The sequence below is a fragment of the Halodesulfovibrio oceani subsp. galateae genome (assembly GCF_055397225.1).
Genome location: NZ_AP042453.1, coordinates 542,702 through 561,404 on the forward strand (window position 1 = coordinate 542,702; position 18,703 = coordinate 561,404).

Sequence of the window (18,703 nt, forward strand, 5' to 3'; positions counted from 1 at the left end):
TTACTCCGGTGTTGTGAATGTAACAGTAATAGCCTCAACCTGTTCAACTGTGGTGCAAGCCTCCAGCGCATCTTGAAACGCCAAGCGCTGTCCTGTGGCGTGACCTGCTAGTACTGACCATGCTTGTGTATTCAATTGTATACGCTGCGCCAGTTCGAGCACTTCCATACTTCTGGCATTAGCGATCGCGCGAACTAGCGGCGCTGCTGCTTGTGGATCAGCGAGAAGAGCTTGCGCCTCTAGTCGCTGGGTATCCCATGTTTGCCGCTCCATATCTGAATATTCCACACCGCGTTCCAATAGGAAGGCATTATGGGCATCGCGTACTTCTGCCTGCTTGGCAGCCTTTGCTTCTGCCAAGGTTAATGGAGGAATGTTCTTTAGCTTATCTTTTACTGCCTGCCATGCTTCCACATAGGGCTGAACTTCCAGCTGTGACACAGGCGTTGTCATAATCCCGCCATCTTCCATGATGAACTCAATATGCCCGTTCGTTCCATCCCATTGGATGGCGTGAACGCCTTCATCATAATCAAATTCAACGGGCTCAATCATATCCCCATCAACAATTATGCACTTATCCGGCACTATTACTGTTACCTGCATATTCAGCTCCTAAAGATACATGATGAACGGGATAGAAATATACGGAGGTCTGTTCTCCATAGCAGAAGAGCCACCCGCGCTGGTGACATAAGCGCCGCTTGTATTATACTGGTGACTGCTCACTGGATTTACCGTTGATGCACTTGACCCCGAGTACTTATATGTCTTCAGCGCGTGGTTATGACTTTTCATTTGAGCAGAACTTTGAGTGATAGAGGAAGCACCGCCAGTCTGTCCCTTGTTGCTTGCGTTATCGCCTGAACACACAGGAAAACGCTCGCGCATATTTGGAGTTGTCACCTGTCGTCCATCTGGCGCTGAGTAGGTGCGTCCATCACAATAGCCATAGCGCATGTCAGGAAGCCCTGTTTTCAGGTCAATAGGACGTCCATCCGAATTAATTGTTCCCCAGAACATTTCTATTTTGCCATGCACCGGTGTTTCCGGTGGAGGTGGCTCCGGAGCAAGTTCCTTCCACGTTACTGGTGCCGCATCAAGGAGCACCCAAAAGGTGTTTGTATCAGTTTGTAAGGCGACCTTTTTTACATGAGAAGCATCAAGCGCAGTATCAGCCGTTCGTAGCGCAGCTGTGGCATACTCACGAAAGTGAATTACGTGGTTTTGATCCCCTTTAATGTCTCTGTGGAATCCACTCATTTAAAATACCTCCATAAGTTGCAGCACTTCGCCTGATTCGGTTACGTACATTAACGGCTCGAATCCGGATTGATCTTCCTTAATTACACGCAGCGGCCTGATTGTGCCTGTGCCCATCACATCTGGATCATAAAGAACTTCAGTCACTGCGCCGTCTGCCGGATTATCCGTGTGGCTTACTGCTATGCGGTAAAAGTTTTTATCTTCAATGCCGCGCAGGGTTGTCTGCGTATTGCGGGTTGTTCCATACAGCTGCCAAGGCGTAATACCTGCGCCCACTTTGCGCACGAAAATGCGCCATGTGATGGCATTGCCTTGCCAAGAAAGATGCACCAGTTTTTTATGCAGCCCGTCTTCATCCACGGCCTGAACGCTACACGTCAGATTACGCGCGCCAATGTTGCCAGCATCACCATCAACAACCGGCAGATCTCCCGCATCGGCATACACTTCTTCTGCGTACTCGATGCCGGTAATCTCCACCTTGTTTTTACTAGTGCGACGGATGGAGGAAACGCGAAACAAATGCAGCGCATCGTTCGCCTTGCCCACAGTGGCAACACTGCCAACCTGCGGCACAGCAGAAAGCGGTTCGGACAGCGTAAGCGAGGTTGTTACTGTGTCCTCAGTGACAGGCGTAATATCCGCCATGTCGATCAGCTCCTGCCCTTTAGTATTCTGCACACCGCCATGCTTCACCTGCAGCGAGTACGACGTATTCTTTTTAAGCGTCACCGGCTGCGTAAGTGTGATCTGCGTCGTGGTACCACCACGTACTCTTGCAGATTCTCCCCAGTTCCAGTCGCGCACAACGGCCTGAACAACATGCCCGGGCTGAACGCTTGCAGCATCCACAGACATGGTGCGCTTGATGGTACGGGTAATAAATCGGTTGCAGTTAAGGCGGTAGCCTGCGTAACGCCATGCGCTCTCAAAATTGTTGCAAGCTGCAAGCGTGATCTTTGCTGTGGACGGCAGCCGAGTTTTCAGCTGATGAAAATAAGGACTGTGCCGGCGTAAAATTTGTCTGCCTTTTTCCGGATGAAACCACGTTACCTCAATCGCCTCTGCACGTTCTTTAACGGGCAAATAGTCAATGGAGGTAGAACCGAGCAGCGAGTTGGAATCTGCCGCGATAAAGGATTGATCCGGAAGCAAGACTGGTCTGTCTGAAATTACGCCGTACCGAGTGCCGCGAGGGATTACGCGAAACCGCCCGAAGCGTCCCAGCTCATCCCAAGCGCTTGCAAGATCTGTTTGCGTGTCCCAGTACATGTTGGAAGAAATGCCGAGGCTGTCGCACCATTCTGCAGCAGTTGCAAACTCATCCACAATCACGCGGGACTCTGGAAGCCCAGCACCAAAACGTGGATTTGTGGCAAGTTCCAGCGCCATCCATGCAGGGTTCGTCAAGCTGCGCTCCACAAGGCCGCCGTTGCCATCGGGCAGCTGGGCAGTCATACGCTTTGCGTTGCAGGTAATGCGGTAGCTATCGAACGAGCCGGAAAATTGATCTGTAGCCAGTCCTTTAAGTGCAAAGCATGCGGTATACGGATGCCGGAAATCATCCGGAACAATCTCCTGCACGTATTCCCACCACACATCATTCACGTAGCGGGTTGCATCGGAAGGCGGCTGCACCGCAAGTTTTGCCCTGTACGCATGCCGTGATTTTGGCAAATCAAACCGCCAGAACTTACGAACTGCAGTACGCTGCGCCGCAGATATTGTATGTGTTGCAAGACGCTGCCAGTTTGTTGTGCCGTGCGGTGCGCGCTCTATGGCAATTTGCACCTGCGTTGTGCCAAAGCTGCCATTGTCGTTGGCGTAGTACAGACCGGAAGGACAGGAAATGCCAAAGCCTGCCGCTTGAATCGCATCACCTTCACCATCAAAATATGTCCATTCACTGTGAGTTAACTTCATAGAAACGGCACGCTCAAACACACCATCCTGAAAGCCTTTTAGTGGTGCTTGATTTGCAGTGCCGGAGGTCTGCTCAATAGTCACATCGTTGTATTGATCAACCGGCATTCCCTTAATGCAGAAATTGGAAAGCTCGAGCTCACCTTCACCTACTCCATAGAGCGCATTAAAAAACTGCTTATCACCATCTGTGCTGATGTACTGCGAGAGCTTGAACGGCAGTATGTTCTTGCAATCACCTTGCACGATAGCAACGGGCGAACCATTTTTGCTCGGGTTAGCAGCGCGCCATGAATACGTGGGGGAATCCTCTGTTACATTGCTGGCACCGGCTTGGGTAGGCTTGTCTGGTGGAAGTACGGCATTGACCAACATTGTGCCCGCCATACCCACAACAGCGGTTGTGATGCCTGCAATTGCGGAAACACTGCCTGCCGTAATTGTTCCTGCTTTAAGCAAGCCTGCTGCGTACCACTGGCCTGTGTATGCAGCCACAATGGCAACCGCAACCATTGCGATCATTTTTAGCGGATTCTTACCACCGCCGCCTCCACCACGTGGAACCACACGAAAGAGCACTGCATCATTCGGCTTTACGCGGTACAGCTCGGCTTCAAAGTCGGTCACTTCATGCCCGTTTACAGAGCAGATCACGTCCAGCCCGCAAGGCACATCTATGCGCTCCGGAACAAGATCGTGCAGCTTCATTCCGGCCTGCCAAGAGACTGCGCTTTTGTGACAGGAAAGTGGGTCGATAAAATTTAATTGTTCGTACACAAGAACATTCATCCCACGTACCTCCAGAAGCTATGAACGAACCGAGGCCACGGGGCGGTGTCTATGCGATCGGTATGAACGCCGCGATTCTTTTGAACATGTACAAACACGCCGTTGCCAAGGAACACACCAAAGTGATTGCACACATCCGGTCGAACGGTAGCCATTGCCACAAGGCACGGTACCTGAGGAGCATCGATGCGCTCCCATAACGGAGACACACAAGCCGCCTCGTAACGTTTGGTTACAAGATCAAAGTTGTCCGGATGCTCTGTGTAATCTGGAACCTCCACGCCAAAGTGCGCAAAGATAGCCATCACAAAGCCCCAGCAGTCGAACTGGTGAACGCCATGTGCATCCAGTTCACCGCGTCCTTCCGGAACATAGCGACCGTTGCAGAGCGCGCGCAGAGCATTATCCATACACGCCTCCCTGTTCCACCGTTGGGAACGCGCCAATGTATTCGCTGCGGTTGTAATCAGCTCTGCACATGGCAAGGGTATGGTTGCACAGCGCGTAATACTGGCATTGCTCTGCGGTGCGCCAGTGGCAAAAATCACGGTTAATTGCACGGGCCGGAATGGGAGCGGTGCCCACATCATCAATGCCAAGCTTAATTTCGCACTTGTCCATTGGGGCAGGCAGGCTGATACCGTCATCAATAAAATGCCATTCGCCCACAGGATCTGGATCATCAAGCAAGCCCGTGTTCACCACCAGCAAGCTTATCTGTACAAACTCGTTACCGTGCAGTTTGCGCCATGCATCCAGCTGCTCAAGGTAAGGCTGCATCACGCCGCCACCGTTGCCGATGGAAAGAGAAAGACCGCGAGTCTCATACGAATCCGACTCCTCAATATCCCCCGGTAAAAAGTCCATTGCCTGCCACAGGCCGCCTTGATCTGCCAAAACGCAAAACGGTTTCCCTGCATCAAGCCGAGAAACATACAAGCGGTACTGCGTATTAGGCAGCGCAGCAAAAGTACTGGAGGAAGGCGCAACAAAGGTTTCTATGGTGTGCCATGTGCCGCCTTGCAGCTGCTGAAAAAGAATTTCACCGGTAAATTCTCCGGTAACGGATGCTTCCACGTATTCAGCGTTGGTATTGGTTAACGCCAGCACATCTGCGACTTGTTCAACGTACTGCTGCACACCTTTGTTGGAAGGAAACACGAGAGAATGCGGATTACGCGCAAGGCGTATTTCATCACCATCCGGTAAGGTCAGTTTGGCAAGCAGCACGTAGCTATGCTCGGAATGCGTGCGATTGCGTTCAATGCACTGAGATAAACTAGGCATTACTTCACCTCGTTTATGGGCTTAATCACGGCAGTTACCTGTGCATAGTTGGGCAGCTTCGCAATGGGGTTCCATTTAATCGGCTCTTCACCGGAAAAACGAGCCTCCCATTGTTCTCCGGAGAAAGGATCGGTCCACAAAAACAGGCTTGCCCTGTGCGTCTTTTGAAAGTTCTTTAAGGTGGCAAGCTGCGTTTTGTGCATCCAGTTCCACGACAAGGTGATAGGCAGACAACGCGGCGCGGCAAACTGCGGCCTTGCTGCATCGTCTCCACTTTGAAATTCGTCTTCAAGGAGCGGATCACGAATGCCAAGCGGGCAAGTGGTCGGTAATGGAATATTCGGCCAGTTATCCATAGCTATCTTTTGCCTCCCAAATTATCGCGCATGCCGTTGGTGTTGTTTTTGTAGCCACGCATCCACATGTCACACACCCAGCGTTCACCATCAAAGAATGACTCTTCGTTGGTTACTTCTGATTTTGTGCCATCTTCGTTGGTAATATTGATGGTGATTTGTGGCACTGCAGAGGGAATCTTGCGCATGCGCTCATAGCCCGCGTTTTGTTCGCGGGTAAGAACTCGTTCGCCAACTTCTGCAATAATCGGAACTTCCCCCGGGCGCAGGATAGTGCCGCCGGAATGGTAGCGATCGGCTCCGGAGAAAAGGGAATGGGGAACGCTGCGAGTAAATGTTGAAGACTGACCGACAAGTCCGCCAGTATGAAGGCCGGTAACAACGCCGTTGCCCATGTTGTAGCCGCCACCTGTTCCGGTAGAAGAACCAAGCGCGCCGCCTACATTGTTGCCGCCAATGAATGACTTTGTGAACGTATCAAAGATGCCACCCAAGCCATCAATTAACGGCTGAGTAACGTAAATGCGCATTAGGGAGCGAATGATCGCGTTGGCCATATTCTCAAAATTAACCTCTGCGCCGCTTGCCATTTCCGCCATAGCATCACCAACGGTGCCTGCTACACTTTCACTGGCCTGTTGCATGGAACCGGTGCTTTCTTGCCAAGCCTTTTCAGCGTCCTTTGCAGCGCTCTTGTGTGCTTTGGCCATGGCTCTGGCTTGACGTTTTGCTGCCTGCTCAAAAGCTCTGTCCATAGCTTCATCACGATCTGAATAATAAGAGTCCATGTTGTTCAGGTCGTAAGCGTAGGAGGAGTTTTTATCTATCCCGAGCTTTGACCAAAGCGTTTCAGCACCTGAAATATTTACAGTAAGCGGGTCAGCTTTTGTGCCTTTAGGAGAAGTCTTGCCGCCAGCTGCTGTTTTTGGTGTGGGCTTAACTGGTGGAGCACTGTTCGCAAATTGACGCGAGGCAAGCTCTAAGCGCTGCGCTTCCTGATCCAACTTCAGCGCATCGATCTTACGGGTAATTTCTGTAATCTTGCCTTGCAACAATTCCTGATCATTCGCGTAGTATCGGCTCTGGCTGAAGTTAACGTACTTGTCCCGCTCAATTTCAAGCTGCGCTATTTTGCCCTGTGTGCTGTTACGTTCTGCCAGCAGCTCAGCCAGTTCCTTGTCATCGGAACCAGCCCATTCTCCAAACGAGATTGTACCGTCTTTGTATGCGCTATGCCCTTTGGAAAACTTCTCCGCAGCGTCCACGGTTGTTGTAAGTAACATTGCAACTGCTGCGCCTTTCGGCCCAAACAACATACCGCCAATCAATCCCATGCCGGTGCTTTCTTTCATCCAGTCCGGAAGGGAATGAAAGATGCTCAAAATATTCCCCGTCTCACTGGCAACGGAGGTCAGCACCACACGAAGATCTTCACCCCAGCCAACAATCTCTGTTTTGTTCTGGCCAACCCACGTTGTAAGATCAGTCATTCCGCTTTTAACAAGCGGCAGCAGCTCAGTTCCTAAATCAGTAAGTGTATTCCCAAGTTGATTCTTAAGTGCTTCTTCCATTGCCTGAGAGGTGGTGAGCCAACGATTCCAAGCTGCGTTACTGCCGCCAACACCTTGCTCAACAGCTGCAATATTTTTGGTAAGCGTCTCAAAGGAATTGGAGAACAACGCATTCAAGGCAATAAGCGCCTCGGAACTTTCAAACACTTTGCCCAGGGCAATGCCGGACTTTTCAGATTCTTCTTTAACGGCACGCAGCGCACCCACAAAACCTTTGTCTGCAACAAGAGCTTTACCGGATTCATACCCCATTTTACTCAGCAGCTTTTGCATGCTCTCAGTCGGCTTGTACAAGCCCATAAGAACTGCTTTGTACTGCGTGGCAGCCTGCGAAGTGCTGCCAGCTGTCTGCGTTACGTGGGCAAGTGCGCCGCCAAGTTCTGCCGTGTTTAATCCCAAGGCATGGGAAAGCGTGGAGAGATCACCAACAACCGGAACCAGCTCTGCAAAACTGGTTTGACCTACCTTCTCAATGGAGAACAAAAGATCACTGGCCTCAGCTGCGCTTTTAACTTCGCCGCCAAAGCCCGCCATTGTTTTGGTCAGGGCTTTTACAACATCATCCTGCGCAGTGTGGGCAGCCTTGGCAGATTTGGCGGAAGTAACCAGCATTTCCATAGCCTTGGCAGGGTCAGTCACACCGGAGGAAATTACCTGATAGTACCCACGCATAAGCTCGGTTGCGTTGCCAAGCTCCGGAGGCAGGCTCATAATCTCTGTACGGATTAAGCCAAGATCACGGGTAGTAACCTTGCTCATATCCGTAAGCGCTGTTTCAAAGTCTCGCGCCTGCTGGTACATCTCCATACCACCAAGCCCAAGCCCCAACCCTGCAACAGCAGAGTTAAGGCTGAACACTTTACGCTTTAAATTTTCCACCTGCATGCCCGTTCTGCGGAACACACCAGTGGCGGTATCTTTAGCGGAGATTACAATGCGAGTACTTACAGTGCTCATGCGGCATCCTCATCCGTTTTTACGTTTTGCAATACATGCAATTCAAGCCCACGAAGTATGCGGTACGTTGGCGGTGTAAGTTCAATATCCAGCACTTCTGCAACGGCCCTAACCGCTGCCATATCAAGCCCAGTGCGAACGCCAAAACTCACACGCCATTGTGTCTGAATTTCAAGCCATAGCGTCCACGCATCAAAGCACTGGGGCAAAAGCCTTGGAGCATCCTGCATGTAGTTACAAGCAGGACACTCCTTGCCGCTGTGGATCTTGCGGCATTCTCTGCAATATTCTGTGCGGTCCGGGTTCGTAAAAAAGTCCCAGACCGCTATGCATTTTTTAAAAGCGTCTCTATTACTTCCACCGGCACGGCAGCGGAGAACTGCTCTGTAACCGTGGCAAGCACCATCAATTCCCTGTTGGGCAGTTCGTCAAAGCCGTCTGCAATCTGCGGGTACAGATCTTTTAAAATCCACTCCATATGATCCTGCACGGCCTGCGCTGCGTTCTCATCGTCCTTGTCTTTCTGTGCTGCTTTACGCAGTGCATTCAGCTCCTGCATCTGCGCACGGGTCATAGACTTCACGTCCACCTCAACGTCACCAACGATTACTGCAAGCTGTTTTACTTCACTCATATCAACTCCTATGTAAGGCTGTACGTTTCAACATCGTTAGTTACAGTCACGCGGATAGCATCAAGCGAAGGGGTGCTGGCGAAACCTTGGAAGGAGTAACTCTCCTTAATCCCCTTGGGGCCTTCAATGGCAGGAGAAGCACGGTTAATCTTGGCTTCAGTCAGTTCAATAAGCAGCTTAGTTGCACCTAAAACATACTCGACCGCAAAGCTTACGGTTGCGTTGTCCGCACCTTTTTGCAGCAAGGTTTTGTCTGTAAACAGCGCAGTAATGTTGCCGGAGATTCCAAGCACACCTTCTGCAATGTTGCCACGTTCGCCGCCACCGCCGACACAATAGGAGTCAGCATCAAGGCCGCAATCCAAGCTGAGGGAAAACTCTGTAATGCGGTCAGAAAGCGCCACGTTGTCCATTTTGATGGTCGCTTGGAAGTTTTGATACTGCTGAGATGCAAGCTGTGCTGGGTTTGCCACAGCAGCAGCTGAATTGCTGCTTTCACCAGCGCCAATAAGGCCGATATCTGCCGTAACTTCACCTTCAGAAGTTACAGAAAGTGCAAGGCTGGAGGCTTTAATGCCGTAACCGAGCATGTAGCTACTGAGTTCTGGAAACTGCTTCTCAATCCACAAAGAAGGTTGCGTTTCGTTGGGAGTAAAAACGTGTTTGAAATTATCGCCATCAGCAGTTGATGTAGGCAGACCGAACAAAGCGATCAGCCAGATCAAAAACGTTTGCGCATCCACCGGCACAACAATGTTGCCTGAGTAATCCGTATTGCCGGCACTTGGTGCAGAAGGACTTCTGCTGCCTGTAACCACGCTTGATGTGTTCAATGTGCGCGATGCACCGCCGGAAAAGCTTACGCGCGGCATAACAGTTCCCGTTGCTCCAGCGCCTGCCTTGTACGTGCCCTCAAATCCGGCAACAACCTTGGCGCTGCTTCCTTTTGCCTGTGTCATAAAATTCTCCTTACAGTTTCTTGTTACCAACGCAGGTGGAACCGGTAACCGTTACGCGCAACTCTCTGTACAGCAGCGGAAAGTCGGCAAGCTCGTACAGGTCTGTCACTTCACCAATATAAAAACCGTCTTCCCCGTCCTGCAGAGCTTGCAAAACTAGAGAACCAAAATTTGTGGCAAGCTGCTTTAGGCCAGCCAGTTCATCATCCACAAAGCGCTCATCGTTCACCGTCAGGATCACGCGGATAGTTGTTGCATGTTCTGCAATGCGTCCAAACTTTCCACTCTCCGGAACAAGGGCGATCAATGGGCAGTCCTCTTCTCGCGGAAGCGCTGCCATGTTGATGCCCTGCAAAATACGCAAGGGCTGCTCATACTCAGCCTGCGCCCAAGCGTTCAATGCGGCGTGGTTACGCAGTGCAGTTGCAAAACTTTCTATTATCTTCCAACTGGTAGCAGAGGCCATACGCTTCCCTTTGATTTCTGAATGATGCTGTAAATTCGCTTTTCAACTATCTGTGGCAATTTCGGATTCATAAGATCAAACACTGGCTGAATAATCGGACGTTCCGGTTGCTCAAGCACGGTTGTGTTTTTGCTAATGGGCACACCGGCTGCCCAAAAAGCCCGACGCATTTTATCTGTCACCGGCTGCCTACGGGTAAAGTTCATGCTGCCATCTGCGCCGCGTTTACCTGCCTGAACTGCCTCTGCAGCTTTTGCAGCTGAAGGAGTTAAAAAGCCGATGCGTACAACCTGACTGTCCGGATAATATTTGTAGCGCACGGTGTTGGCCAAGCTGCCCTGAAAAGAATGCTCGCGTCCTAACCGTCCCCATCGTTTCCAACGGGTCATGTCCCTTGTGGGAGTCGCGCCGTTTCTTTCCAATCGCTTTTGCTTCTTACTTTTGCGCTTCAACCCAAGCTTGCTTTGTGCGCTCTGGTTGCCTTGTCCCGCAGATTTCAGCATGTGCATGCGTCGATACTGACGCATGAGAGAAACCTTGGGGTTAGAGTTCGCAGGACTGCCGCCTGCATAGATTGCACCGCTGATTGCTTGCTTGTACCGCCAACCCACATGGCGCAGCGCTCTGCCAAACTCATTGGGAAAGTGCTTTGCCAGCCATTCCATTTGGCCCTGTGCCTCATCTTCAACTCGGCACAAGGCCATGCTGCCATGCAACTTTGCCATTACAGCCCGCCAAGGCGTGTATTTGTTACCAGCGCCAACATGTATCCAACAAATTTGCCGTTGTGCGGTCTGCCAATGGGCTTAAAATCCTGCATGGTGAATTTTACGCCAATGCTGTCTGTAACCGTCACTTTTGCACTCAGGCCAGTTGGCAAGTCACTTCCAACCACACGCGCCACAAACCAGTTTGTTTCGTCCCGCTGGCGGTATTCACGCACCCAATTGGGAGCATCGGGCACAGAAACGATCATCATGTTGATGGGCGTATCTGCCTTGTTCTGTGTAAGCGTCACAGCTTCCCCGTGCTCCTCAATCAGGACGGCAAGGTCGCGCTGTTGAATTTCAAAGAAGGAGTCGTTCATGGCGCTGCCTATTTTTTCTCAAACGTAATGCCGTGTTCTGCTAAAATTTCGTATGGATCTTTGGAAGCTTCTTTCATGTTTCGGATTGATTCAGGGGTGACGCTCCCAGAGCGGCATAAGTCGATAATCCCCTGAACAATGTCGGGACCAACTTCGAGAGTAAGCTCGATAATATTGAGAATCTTGTCGTTTCTACTCATCGTTTTTTTCCTTCAGTTCGGTGTATGCGCCTTTGGCTTCGTGCCAGTAGGTTTTGAGTTCATCCAGTCTGGTACGTGCTAAGGAAACCGCAGCATTTAGGGCAATCCGCTTCACCTCCTTATCCACAGCATCGCCGGATTCTTCTGCCACTTTGTATTCTTCCAAGGCGGTACAGGCAGCTTTCCAGCTGCTGTGATAAATGGCGGCAATATGCGCTACACGGGCAACTGTATCTTTGGTGATAAAGCCTTGTTTAAAGGCAACGGCGGAACCGTCCATCACACCGTTGTAAGCAATGTCACATGCTTTCAAAACCGTTGCTGTATTCTTCGCCAGCTCATCACAGCCCGCCAACGGCAGGCAAAAAACAACTACCAATGCAAATGCAACGAGTCGTTTCATGGTGTTCTCCTATGGGTAGATCTTCAAAAGACCGTTTACTGTGTTGTGATTGCGAGTATCAAAATGGAACCAGCTCACATTCATTTCAATACAGGTAATGTACTGGTACGCGTCATCGTCCGGATTCTCTAAGATGTGAACGCGGACTTCTTCTGCCGGATATTTCTTAAAGATTATGTCCCCAGCTCGGCCAAACTTGTGGGAAGAAAGATCAGCACCCACGGGGCAATCAAAGGGACGCCATCCACGAAATTGGTTACGCCCGTTCCAGTACCAATCATTCATTGTGGCGGTGCCGAAACGCTCCTGCAGGCGGTCAAGCGTCCACAACATGCGAGGGTCAAACAATCCCCAGCCGGTTGCTGTTGAAAGTACGGAAAATTGGTATTTGGGAAGCAGTTCATACAACGCAAAATGATCTGTTCTGTAGCCTGTAAGGTTTCTCATTTAGAACCTCCCTGCGGCAGTTGGCATTCGTGCAAACAATCACGGTAGTTTTTTAAGCGGTCGCGTAACGCTTGCGGAATTGGCACCCCAAAAAAAGATAAATGCTCGATACAGGAAAGAGCTTCTGTGACGCAGAGATATGAGATCATCAAATCTCGTATGGGCAGAAGATTGCCCAGGGAAAACTCGGTAAGTCCCATTACAAGAATCGTGATCATGTAGAGCACAATTTTAAAAAGTCCTGCTCTAAATTTGTGTCTGGAAAGACTGCCAAGCCGCCATGCACGTTTAAATCCAAGAACAAAATCCAACACCCACAATGCTACAAGGGCAGACATGAGCGGGACAGAACCACCAAACACAGCACCAAGCGCAGCACCGAAAAGGGCAGAGGTGCCTTTTAAATCTGCGTTGCTAGTAAATTGTTGTAGATACGTCTGTACTAGTTCCTGCATCTTGTTTCCTTATTGCCCTGTCCGGCGTGTGGAGGAGAACACAGCCAGACAGGGCGGTCGTGGAGGAGGGGATCTATTCGTGGAACTTTGTTGCTATTATTCCGGAGCAGGCCCCGGGTTCATGTACATGCCTCGGTGATCCATGAGACCAACGCCCATGCACTGGCGGATTTTGTATTTGATGCCGTCAGAGTTGAAATCTTCGTCTTCAAAAATTTCAGGCTGGCGGTTGCCGTCGAGGTACGCGATTTCGATGGTGTCCACCTGATTCGGGTCAGCCACGGTGTACCAAGCACCTTCGCTGTGATCGTCAAGGCGTGGATCAGAAACCGGCACAAGGCTGTTCTGGAACACGTTGGTTACACCGGCGTTGTTACCTTCTGGAGCGGACATGGAACGCAGCATGACTTCTGCGTCAGTTTCCAGTGTGGTCGGTACAAGTAAGCTGCGCGGGCGAATATCCAGAGTCGCGCCTTTTAATCCTTTCTGCTTACGCATGGCTTTGCGTGCTGCAGAAAGTGAAGCGGTACTAATTTTCCCAGCTTCTGCTGTTGGGCAAAGGTTGCCATGATCAGCGCTAAACAGCTTTTTACCATCGGCCATGACTGGGTTGCTTGTAATAAGGCCGTAAACAAGATCACCTTGCTTGCGACGTGCAGCTGCACCGAAAAGAAGTGGAATGCGAGTGAAGGCGCGCAAGTTGTCGTTTACGATCATCTCGTAGGAGAGGCGGAGGATTTCACCGTATTTGCCAATGTGGTAACTTTCTCCGCTATCGGAGAGAGTCTTCACTGGGTAGTCGGCGTTTTCAGCAATGAGTTCCATATCTGGAGCTTCAGAAAGTGCTACCCCGTGCAGTTCTTTAAAGTCTGACGCACTTACAATGCTGACCAGCCCTTCAAAGGTAATAGGGGATTCTGCGTATGCTTTAAGCAACGCCACGTTTGCCACATCACGGAACACATGAATAAAATCTGCGGTAGAGGCATGGAGCCGTGCTGCAGGTTTCAGAATCTCACGTGCAATCTGGTCAGGACTCATTTGCAGAACAGGCATGTTTGAGCGGGAAAGCTGCATGGCTGCCAAGCGTAAAAGAGACATGCCGGTGAATTCACTGGCACCGTCAGAAAGCTTTTCTTTAGTGGTCAAACCAAGGCGGTAGCAAAGCCCTTCAGCTGCAAGTTTACGGATTTTGTCTGATTCACTTGTGCCTTCAGTTAACCCGCCCACACCAAAGGAAGGAGTTCGCTGGGAGGCAAGGTCTACTCCAAGAGATAGAGCATCTTCTTTAGATGTTCCCTTGTTGATGTGTTCCTGAACAAAGTCTTCACCAAGACTTAGCTTTGCGGCAATCTGGTGAATATCAGCTGCGCGGGTGCGCTCTGCAGTAAGTCTTTGATCAAGCTGCTGGGCAACAATGGTTTCCACATTGGCTGCCTCCGGAGCCGGAGCGCCGCCGGAAAGGTTGGCTGCAGGAGCTGGTACAGTTGGTTGTGGTGTTTCTTCAGTTTCACCTTCATCGGAGCCTGCAAGATGCCCACCTGCAGCAAGCGCTGCCCAAATTGCAGACTCTGCTGCATTCTCTCCAAGACTCAGATTAAGTTTAGCAAGAGCAGCTTCCACCTCTGCATCGGAGGCGTCGGCGGCAAGACCTAAGGCCAGCTTCAATTCTTTTGAGTATTCCATAAAAAACTCCGTATTATTTGTGGGGCAGCTCATAGCTATTGCCGCCGTTTCACCATCTGCTCCCAACGAGCAAATGCTGTTTTCTTTCATTTCGCTTTCTTCCCAAATGTAAAGCGGGCCAATAACTTCGCGCCCGTTCACTTTGGTTTTTGCGTCTTTTTCTAAGAACCGAACCTTGTGCGCCCAGATGCCCATTGATGCCTGCCAAGGGAAACCATCGTCTGCCAGTTCCAGAACTTCAGCTGCATCTGCGGTGTTATGAAACTTGCCAAAGCAGAAGAGTTGGTTGTTCTTTTTGGAAACCTTGTCATGCGTACCCACGATGCGATCGCGCGCATGTTCACGCAGACACGGGAAGGTGGCTTTATGTTTGATTCCCTTCACGTTGATGATGAACGAGTACCATTCAAGGTGAACAACATCGCCGCTGTATGCGAGGATGGAGAAGCGCCGTTCTTGTGCTTGCTCTTCATCGCTTTCACTAAGGAATTCGACAGGAGCAAACAGACGCATCATGCCGTTGCCACCGTCTGCAAGGTTGTGCTGGTTCCAAATTGCGGAAGCTTCTGCCACGGCGTCAGCATCGTTTTTCCCTGCATTCTTCAGTTGGGAAACAGCGCGCTTAAAGAACGCTTGCTTGCCTTCGCCTTTACGGGGTTTCAGCATCGGTCTGCTCCTTATCTTCCAGTCCGGCATCTTTGGTCAGCTGCTTTGCACGGGCTTGCTTCTTCACGTTGTCTTCATAGTTGCGACCTCGTGCAGCTGCAGCATCGATGCTGTTCTCAAGTCCAAGTTCCATAAGTATCTTGGTTGCGTTCGCATCCTGCAGCGGATTGATGTATTCCCAGCCCGGGGTCTGCCAAGCAACTGGCACAGATTCAGTGCTGATAAATTCGAACAAATAGGCAAACTTGCACCACAGCTCAAAAGCAGGATCAAGCGCATCTTCAATAAGAGATTGTTGCTGCTCCATGTAGCCGCGCCGTTCTTTTGAAATGGCTTGGCGCACACTGGAGAAAGAAGCGGCTGTAAAATCGTTGGTGAATGTTTCGTAAGACTGACCAACACCGGTGGACGTAGATTGCAGATTGTTTCGCGAGTAGTCGCTGTAGGTGTTGCTAGGGCGCGGGTTGGAGATAGTCTCCAGATCAAGTCCTTCCGGAAGGCGGGTAATGGACCCCGGATTAATGAATGCTTCGGTTGCAGGAATTCTTGCCTTATCAGCACTTGTGGCAGAGCTTGCGCTGCCATCAAGGCCGCGTCCGGCATGCGGCTGCCCAGAAGTTTCTTTCACAATAACGGAGAAGGCTGCAGCAAGACGCGCGGCCAGACGCTCGAAGTTCTGGTACTGCTCAAAGTCACGCAGAATTACTACGATGCTGGCAAGTCGTGGAATAGGTAGAGACTGCGAAGCGCGATCAGGATCTGCAATGAGGAGGCACTGGTTGGCATCAATGCGTTTAGATTTGTACAGGCTGCCGCGCACCATCCCGTGAGTACTTCCTGGGTGGTTTTCAAATAACCAGAACGCAACCACAAAGCCTTCAGAGTTGTATTCGATTCCGTGTTTAATCACGTTACTGTTCTCAAGTTCTGCATTAAGCATGTGATCGAGATGATCCACTTCAAGCAGTTCTAAATTGAGCGGAACCACGCCACGTTCATGCAAGGTTTTAGACGGTGCAAAATACCAGAAAATTCCGCCATCCTGCCACAGGTGCGTCACTGTCTGTTTCAGCTTGCGGCGTAGCTTTACCTGTCTGCTCCAGCGCTTCCACTCATGTTCAACGTTGGTGTTTTCAGCTTCTTCTGTGAGCTGCACTTGTGGGATAATCCCTTTAAACACAACATTGTTGCCCATTTCACGCATCGCACCGGCAAGGTTAGGGTTGTTCCTAACCAGCTGCCGGCATTCAGCGCGGGCATTGCTCATGTCCTTTGTGATCAGCTCATCAGCAGATTTGTTGTTGGGGCGCATGGCATGCGGTTTCCGTTGGCGAGAACCAGCAGCATACAAATACTGCTGGTTCCGCTCAGCACGATACTGCATAGCCGCGTGGGGATTTTTCACGGCAAGCACGGAGCATACGAGGTCTGTTAACCCGTCATAAAATTTGGAACGCTGGACTTCACTCATACAAACGTCACCGGTGTTTGGGTAAAGGAAGCATTGTCAGCATTAAGTTCGTACTGCAGTTCTTTGATATTCATCTGAACAGTACGGAGATCGGCACGTGTATACGTGGTGCCGTCAATAGTCTGTGACTGGTGCCCGCTCAAAATCGCTTTCTCGCACGCAAGGTACAAAGCAAGACGCTCTTCAGTGGTAATTGGTGCCGGTTGTAAATCTGACATGCTGCCCCCTGTAAATAGAAAAACGGCTAATCAAACCGAGATGGTGTGATTAGCCGTTAGCTTTACATATTGGGGGAGAGAGGAGTGAGTAGGAAACTCCTATTAATAGGAAATTCCTAGGTTGTATCTTCATAAAAATGATTAGCAAATAACGATAGAGTAAGAATCTCAATCCTAGTTACGTTCAAAGTACGACAAGTTCCCTCTGAACCATTTTTCAGAAAGCGAATTTCCTACAACTTCCTGCAACAGTTTTTTTTCACTAAACAGTTTTGATTCGTTTTTTCCTTGCAATACAGCTCCATTGTGTATTCGTATGTAGTCGTTTTCGTAAAGATAATCACAACCAAAAACACATAAAGGGAAAACTATATGTGGGTCTAGCCGTTCCGCATCATTGCAGTCTTTTCGTTTTTTCTTGTGTGCAGTGACAAGCGCTTTAGTGTTATATTTTTTCCCACAAATAGCACAACATTCAGAGGCTTTTTTTCCAAAAAGCCAGTCTTGCAAGATTCCTTGTTCTTTTCTTGCTTGTTGTTCTATTGAGGTGTCAGTTCCGGTGGTTTGTAGTTTGCGCAACTTGTCAAAATAGATCTCGTAGCGATCATCTTTTTTTATTTTTTGTAACGAATCATTATTAATGAACGAATATTTATAATGCGAACGTCCTTTAGTTTTATCAACAAATACTAACGGGGAGTTGCCTACGTTTTTTGATATTGTAGGGAGGATATAGCCTTTTTCCTCAAGAAAATTGCGAATTGTGGGAAAATCCGTTTCGCCTACTTCAGCAAAGAATTGTGCTATTTCGTGTTCAATTTTTGTAAGCTGAGTTGTTTCATTGAGAAAAGACAACTCTCTATTATTATTTTTAAAATAAATGGATGTTAATAAATATTCTTCGATAACAGTTTGAGGGGGGTAAGGATTTTTCCTAGTGCGTCCATCAAGGGCATTTCTAAAAGCAGTAGCGAGGCGAGACGAGTGACATTTTGTGATTTCGGAAAAGACTTTTTCACTATAATTGATTAATACATTTTCTTTATTTTCAAATAAATACCAAAAGTCATTAGCGTTTTCTTTCACCCAAGATGTCGGTGAATTTTTAATTAACTCTTTAATAAAAGAATAATCATCACCTAGTTGATCTTTGATATAGGCTAGTTTCGCGACCCCAATTTCACCAGGAATTCCTACAGCAATTTTTAGTTTTTTTCTGAGTGATGAAATCTTATTTTTGTTGATGATAAAAATTTCTTCAAATTGTGTTAAAGTCGTCCGGCTCGCTTTATCTAAAGTGGGAGTATAGAATTCATAGCCGCTAGCCACTTTAAGCCCTTTCATTAAGTTAAGTATACCACGTATGCTTACGTTGTCTTCTATCAGGCCGGCTTCTTTACCGGCACTTACGAGTTCGCTTTGTAGCCACTTATCTTGTTGGCAGAGGAGCGCTGCAAACGTTCGAACACTTGGAATATCTGCTTTTGTAACTTTTTTATAAAAATACTTATTAATTATTTGGCGCGTACGTTCTCTCGTACCAACACCAAATGCAGCGCCGGTTTCTTCTAAGGTTGGCCATACAGCGTCGCCAAAACCAAAAAAATAGGAAATTAATTCAACGTTCCTATGATAATATTGAGTATCGGCGAGTTCCCGGTTTAAAAAATCTTGAAGTTCTATTTTTATACTCATCCCTAATCTCCACTTAGTGCATCATCCCTTTGCGATTTTTAATAACTAAAAAGCGCTAACAGCCTTGTTTGATATTGAAAAAACATAAAAAAGTCACTTGATCTGTGCGTGGGCTGTTCTTTTATATTCACCCCGATCTGCTGTAATAGGCAATCGGGGTTTATTGT

At 49.2% G+C, this 18,703-nt stretch carries 21 protein-coding genes; all 21 read right to left on the bottom strand.

Translation table 11 applies throughout. From position 1 onward, the window contains the following. The 21 genes from ACZ5V1_RS02365 to ACZ5V1_RS02465 all read right to left on the bottom strand — a co-directional run bounded on the left by ACZ5V1_RS02365 (position 1) and on the right by ACZ5V1_RS02465 (position 18,536). Positions 1-606, bottom strand: coding sequence for a hypothetical protein (locus tag ACZ5V1_RS02365; protein ID WP_464390434.1), 606 nt, complete (start codon positions 604-606; stop codon positions 1-3). Between the two features lie 9 nt (positions 607-615). Next, positions 616-1,263 carry a hypothetical protein gene (locus ACZ5V1_RS02370; protein WP_464390435.1) on the bottom strand — a complete coding sequence of 216 codons (648 nt, stop codon included), beginning with the start codon at positions 1,261-1,263 and terminating at the stop codon, positions 616-618. After that, positions 1,264-3,978, bottom strand: coding sequence for a TipJ family phage tail tip protein (gene gpJ / locus ACZ5V1_RS02375; protein ID WP_464390436.1), 2,715 nt, complete (start codon positions 3,976-3,978; stop codon positions 1,264-1,266). Then, positions 3,975-4,388 (bottom strand): NlpC/P60 family protein, encoded by a 414-nt coding sequence (locus ACZ5V1_RS02380; RefSeq protein ID WP_464390437.1) that lies wholly within the window; start codon positions 4,386-4,388, stop codon positions 3,975-3,977. The genes gpJ and ACZ5V1_RS02380 overlap by 4 nt, the downstream gene beginning before the upstream one ends. Next, entirely contained in the window at positions 4,381-5,265 is an 885-nt protein-coding gene (locus ACZ5V1_RS02385; RefSeq protein ID WP_464390438.1) for a hypothetical protein, read from the bottom strand. The genes ACZ5V1_RS02380 and ACZ5V1_RS02385 overlap by 8 nt, the downstream gene beginning before the upstream one ends. Further along, positions 5,265-5,621, bottom strand: a complete 357-nt coding sequence (locus ACZ5V1_RS02390; protein WP_464390439.1) for a hypothetical protein — start codon at positions 5,619-5,621, stop codon at positions 5,265-5,267. The genes ACZ5V1_RS02385 and ACZ5V1_RS02390 overlap by 1 nt, the downstream gene beginning before the upstream one ends. Positions 5,622-5,623: 2 nt before the next feature. Continuing rightward, positions 5,624-8,149 (bottom strand): phage tail tape measure protein, encoded by a 2,526-nt coding sequence (locus ACZ5V1_RS02395; protein WP_464390440.1) that lies wholly within the window; start codon positions 8,147-8,149, stop codon positions 5,624-5,626. Beyond that, entirely contained in the window at positions 8,146-8,379 is a 234-nt protein-coding gene (locus ACZ5V1_RS02400) for a DUF1799 domain-containing protein (protein WP_464390441.1), read from the bottom strand. The genes ACZ5V1_RS02395 and ACZ5V1_RS02400 overlap by 4 nt, the downstream gene beginning before the upstream one ends. 95 nt (positions 8,380-8,474) lie before the next feature. Next, on the bottom strand, positions 8,475-8,783 hold the full coding sequence (locus tag ACZ5V1_RS02405) for a hypothetical protein (protein ID WP_464390442.1): 309 nt from the start codon (positions 8,781-8,783) through the stop codon (positions 8,475-8,477). Positions 8,784-8,791: 8 nt separating this feature from the next. Continuing rightward, positions 8,792-9,742: a phage tail tube protein gene (locus ACZ5V1_RS02410; RefSeq protein ID WP_464390443.1), complete on the bottom strand. Its 951-nt coding sequence runs from the start codon at positions 9,740-9,742 to the stop codon at positions 8,792-8,794. A 10-nt stretch (positions 9,743-9,752) separates the two neighbouring features. After that, complete coding sequence (locus ACZ5V1_RS02415; protein ID WP_464390444.1) at positions 9,753-10,208, bottom strand: hypothetical protein; 456 nt, start codon at positions 10,206-10,208, stop codon at positions 9,753-9,755. Then, the gene (locus tag ACZ5V1_RS02420) at positions 10,181-10,933 is read right to left on the bottom strand and encodes a hypothetical protein (RefSeq protein ID WP_464390445.1); all 753 of its coding nucleotides are present in this window, start codon (positions 10,931-10,933) and stop codon (positions 10,181-10,183) included. The genes ACZ5V1_RS02415 and ACZ5V1_RS02420 overlap by 28 nt, the downstream gene beginning before the upstream one ends. Further along, positions 10,933-11,295 carry a hypothetical protein gene (locus ACZ5V1_RS02425; RefSeq protein ID WP_464390446.1) on the bottom strand — a complete coding sequence of 121 codons (363 nt, stop codon included), beginning with the start codon at positions 11,293-11,295 and terminating at the stop codon, positions 10,933-10,935. The genes ACZ5V1_RS02420 and ACZ5V1_RS02425 overlap by 1 nt, the downstream gene beginning before the upstream one ends. An 8-nt stretch (positions 11,296-11,303) precedes the next feature. Next, complete coding sequence (locus tag ACZ5V1_RS02430) at positions 11,304-11,495, bottom strand: hypothetical protein (RefSeq protein ID WP_464390447.1); 192 nt, start codon at positions 11,493-11,495, stop codon at positions 11,304-11,306. Further along, positions 11,488-11,898, bottom strand: coding sequence for a hypothetical protein (locus ACZ5V1_RS02435; protein WP_464390448.1), 411 nt, complete (start codon positions 11,896-11,898; stop codon positions 11,488-11,490). Before ACZ5V1_RS02435 ends, ACZ5V1_RS02430 begins: the two co-directional genes overlap by 8 nt. A 9-nt stretch (positions 11,899-11,907) precedes the next feature. Beyond that, positions 11,908-12,345 (bottom strand): peptidase M15, encoded by a 438-nt coding sequence (locus ACZ5V1_RS02440; protein WP_464390449.1) that lies wholly within the window; start codon positions 12,343-12,345, stop codon positions 11,908-11,910. Beyond that, positions 12,342-12,800 carry a phage holin family protein gene (locus ACZ5V1_RS02445; protein WP_464390450.1) on the bottom strand — a complete coding sequence of 153 codons (459 nt, stop codon included), beginning with the start codon at positions 12,798-12,800 and terminating at the stop codon, positions 12,342-12,344. Before ACZ5V1_RS02445 ends, ACZ5V1_RS02440 begins: the two co-directional genes overlap by 4 nt. Before the next feature lie 96 nt (positions 12,801-12,896). Continuing rightward, complete coding sequence (locus tag ACZ5V1_RS02450; RefSeq protein WP_464390451.1) at positions 12,897-15,152, bottom strand: phage major capsid protein; 2,256 nt, start codon at positions 15,150-15,152, stop codon at positions 12,897-12,899. Continuing rightward, positions 15,136-16,623 carry a phage portal protein gene (locus ACZ5V1_RS02455; RefSeq protein WP_464390452.1) on the bottom strand — a complete coding sequence of 496 codons (1,488 nt, stop codon included), beginning with the start codon at positions 16,621-16,623 and terminating at the stop codon, positions 15,136-15,138. The genes ACZ5V1_RS02450 and ACZ5V1_RS02455 overlap by 17 nt, the downstream gene beginning before the upstream one ends. Continuing rightward, positions 16,620-16,841: a hypothetical protein gene (locus tag ACZ5V1_RS02460; protein WP_464390453.1), complete on the bottom strand. Its 222-nt coding sequence runs from the start codon at positions 16,839-16,841 to the stop codon at positions 16,620-16,622. The genes ACZ5V1_RS02455 and ACZ5V1_RS02460 overlap by 4 nt, the downstream gene beginning before the upstream one ends. 174 nt (positions 16,842-17,015) lie before the next feature. Continuing rightward, positions 17,016-18,536 carry a hypothetical protein gene (locus ACZ5V1_RS02465; protein ID WP_464390454.1) on the bottom strand — a complete coding sequence of 507 codons (1,521 nt, stop codon included), beginning with the start codon at positions 18,534-18,536 and terminating at the stop codon, positions 17,016-17,018. Between the last annotated feature and the right edge of the window lie 167 nt (positions 18,537-18,703).

Bases quoted from the DNA above. Each gene is read 5' to 3' on its own strand.
- ACZ5V1_RS02365 (WP_464390434.1), bottom strand. From the start codon at position 606: ATGCAGGTAACAGTAATAGTGCCGGATAAGTGCATAATTGTTGATGGG.
- ACZ5V1_RS02370 (WP_464390435.1), bottom strand. From the start codon at position 1,263: ATGAGTGGATTCCACAGAGACATTAAAGGGGATCAAAACCACGTAATT.
- gpJ (WP_464390436.1), bottom strand. From the start codon at position 3,978: ATGAATGTTCTTGTGTACGAACAATTAAATTTTATCGACCCACTTTCC.
- ACZ5V1_RS02380 (WP_464390437.1), bottom strand. From the start codon at position 4,388: ATGGATAATGCTCTGCGCGCGCTCTGCAACGGTCGCTATGTTCCGGAA.
- ACZ5V1_RS02385 (WP_464390438.1), bottom strand. From the start codon at position 5,265: ATGCCTAGTTTATCTCAGTGCATTGAACGCAATCGCACGCATTCCGAG.
- ACZ5V1_RS02390 (WP_464390439.1), bottom strand. From the start codon at position 5,621: ATGGATAACTGGCCGAATATTCCATTACCGACCACTTGCCCGCTTGGC.
- ACZ5V1_RS02395 (WP_464390440.1), bottom strand. From the start codon at position 8,149: ATGAGCACTGTAAGTACTCGCATTGTAATCTCCGCTAAAGATACCGCC.
- ACZ5V1_RS02400 (WP_464390441.1), bottom strand. From the start codon at position 8,379: ATGCAGGATGCTCCAAGGCTTTTGCCCCAGTGCTTTGATGCGTGGACG.
- ACZ5V1_RS02405 (WP_464390442.1), bottom strand. From the start codon at position 8,783: ATGAGTGAAGTAAAACAGCTTGCAGTAATCGTTGGTGACGTTGAGGTG.
- ACZ5V1_RS02410 (WP_464390443.1), bottom strand. From the start codon at position 9,742: ATGACACAGGCAAAAGGAAGCAGCGCCAAGGTTGTTGCCGGATTTGAG.
- ACZ5V1_RS02415 (WP_464390444.1), bottom strand. From the start codon at position 10,208: ATGGCCTCTGCTACCAGTTGGAAGATAATAGAAAGTTTTGCAACTGCA.
- ACZ5V1_RS02420 (WP_464390445.1), bottom strand. From the start codon at position 10,933: ATGGCAAAGTTGCATGGCAGCATGGCCTTGTGCCGAGTTGAAGATGAG.
- ACZ5V1_RS02425 (WP_464390446.1), bottom strand. From the start codon at position 11,295: ATGAACGACTCCTTCTTTGAAATTCAACAGCGCGACCTTGCCGTCCTG.
- ACZ5V1_RS02430 (WP_464390447.1), bottom strand. From the start codon at position 11,495: ATGAGTAGAAACGACAAGATTCTCAATATTATCGAGCTTACTCTCGAA.
- ACZ5V1_RS02435 (WP_464390448.1), bottom strand. From the start codon at position 11,898: ATGAAACGACTCGTTGCATTTGCATTGGTAGTTGTTTTTTGCCTGCCG.
- ACZ5V1_RS02440 (WP_464390449.1), bottom strand. From the start codon at position 12,345: ATGAGAAACCTTACAGGCTACAGAACAGATCATTTTGCGTTGTATGAA.
- ACZ5V1_RS02445 (WP_464390450.1), bottom strand. From the start codon at position 12,800: ATGCAGGAACTAGTACAGACGTATCTACAACAATTTACTAGCAACGCA.
- ACZ5V1_RS02450 (WP_464390451.1), bottom strand. From the start codon at position 15,152: ATGCTGAAACCCCGTAAAGGCGAAGGCAAGCAAGCGTTCTTTAAGCGC.
- ACZ5V1_RS02455 (WP_464390452.1), bottom strand. From the start codon at position 16,623: ATGAGTGAAGTCCAGCGTTCCAAATTTTATGACGGGTTAACAGACCTC.
- ACZ5V1_RS02460 (WP_464390453.1), bottom strand. From the start codon at position 16,841: ATGTCAGATTTACAACCGGCACCAATTACCACTGAAGAGCGTCTTGCT.
- ACZ5V1_RS02465 (WP_464390454.1), bottom strand. From the start codon at position 18,536: ATGAGTATAAAAATAGAACTTCAAGATTTTTTAAACCGGGAACTCGCC.